At 33.2% G+C, this 1,477-nt stretch carries 1 protein-coding gene; it reads left to right on the forward strand.

Annotated features, from left to right (window positions below; genetic code table 11):
• The first annotated feature begins 250 nt into the window (after positions 1-250).
• The gene (locus DWZ60_RS16885; RefSeq protein ID WP_119222181.1) at positions 251-1,354 is read left to right on the forward strand and encodes a tyrosine-type recombinase/integrase; all 1,104 of its coding nucleotides are present in this window, start codon (positions 251-253) and stop codon (positions 1,352-1,354) included.
• Positions 1,355-1,477 lie beyond the last annotated feature (123 nt).

The raw sequence follows: 1,477 nt of genomic DNA on the forward strand, positions 1-1,477 counted from the left end.
TCAATTTAAAACATAAAGAAATCAAAAAATGCTTTATTGATTATTCTTGTAAAAGTCAAAGAAATCAAAAACGTAATTGACATTTTGACTTCTTTGTGTATAATGTATCAAAAAATGCTTTATTGATTATTCTTGTAAAAGTCAAAGAAATCAAAAACGTAATTGACATTTTGACTTCTTTGTGTATAATGTAGAATTAAGAAGTCGAAGAAGTCAAACAAATCAAAACGAAAGGAAGGAGGGCTGTGGATTGAAATATAGGGTTGTTTCGATTTTGAAAGATAATAGACCACGTTTTTTGATTATTTCTGATATTGAAGAAATTGAAATTCTTCCATCAAAGTATTTGAAGCATCTGGATCAGATTAATGCTTCTCCGAATACTGTAAAATCTGCAGCCTTCGCACTTTCATATTATTACAATTATCTGCAGGAGCAAACGATAGGATTGGATGAGATTACATTGCTATCCTATTCAGAGCAGAATAAACATTTTATTGATTTCTTGTATTGGGTTAAGAGTGGAAAGCATACTGAGCATAATACACAAACGAGCAATAAGACCTGCAATATGTATCTTGGTGCAGTTTTCAGATACTACCAGTTTTTGGCACTGGAAGATGTTTTGCCAATGCTTAAAGTCTTACGAGTAAAAAAAGTATCGTATTTTGACAGTATGGGAGTAAATCATCAAAATGCAGTGAATTCGTTTAAAGGTTTCTTCAAAGAAGAAGAACCTAATCTGGAAGAAATAACATCCGAAGAAATACAGGAGCTGATAAATGCCTGTACGAATGATAGAGATCGATTGCTGATAGCAATGATGGCAGAAACCGGTCTTAGATTAGGGGAAATTTTGGGAATCCATTATACCGAAGATATTGATTTTGAAAGAAGGACGGTTTGGGTAAGGTATCGTGAATCCAATACCAACTTGGCAAGAGCAAAAAATGCAGAATATAGAATGGCTTTGTTAAGTAATACAACTTTTGAGTTCTTGGTTAAGTACATTTCTGATAATCGAAAAAGTCTGATGAACTCGGAGTATCTATTTACAAAATTGACTGGAAAAAACAAAGGAGAGCCATTAGATGCGGATTCTGTGTATAGCATGTTGAAAAGACTATCCAAAAAAACGGATATCAATTCCCATCCGCATCAGCTCCGACACTATTTTGCGGAGGAAAGAAGAAAAGAAGGATGGGATTTGAATGACATTCGTTTTGCCCTGGGGCATAAGAAAGTTGAAACTACCATTAAATACTTGGGTGAAAATAATGAACGATTGATAGAAGCAACAGATCAATACTACTCAAATAATGAAGATTTATACCAAATTGCAGATTTTCTGTAAAAGGAAGGAGGGATTACCTTGGCAGTATTAAAAATTGTTCCGAAGTTATATCAGGAAAAAATATCTGAGAAATTAAAGGAAGAAATATCTTTAGTTACGAATGGAGAAGCAAAATACTATAAC

It is taken from the genome of Blautia sp. AF34-10, assembly GCF_003477865.1.
Classification (GTDB): domain Bacteria; phylum Bacillota; class Clostridia; order Lachnospirales; family Lachnospiraceae; genus Fusicatenibacter; species Fusicatenibacter saccharivorans.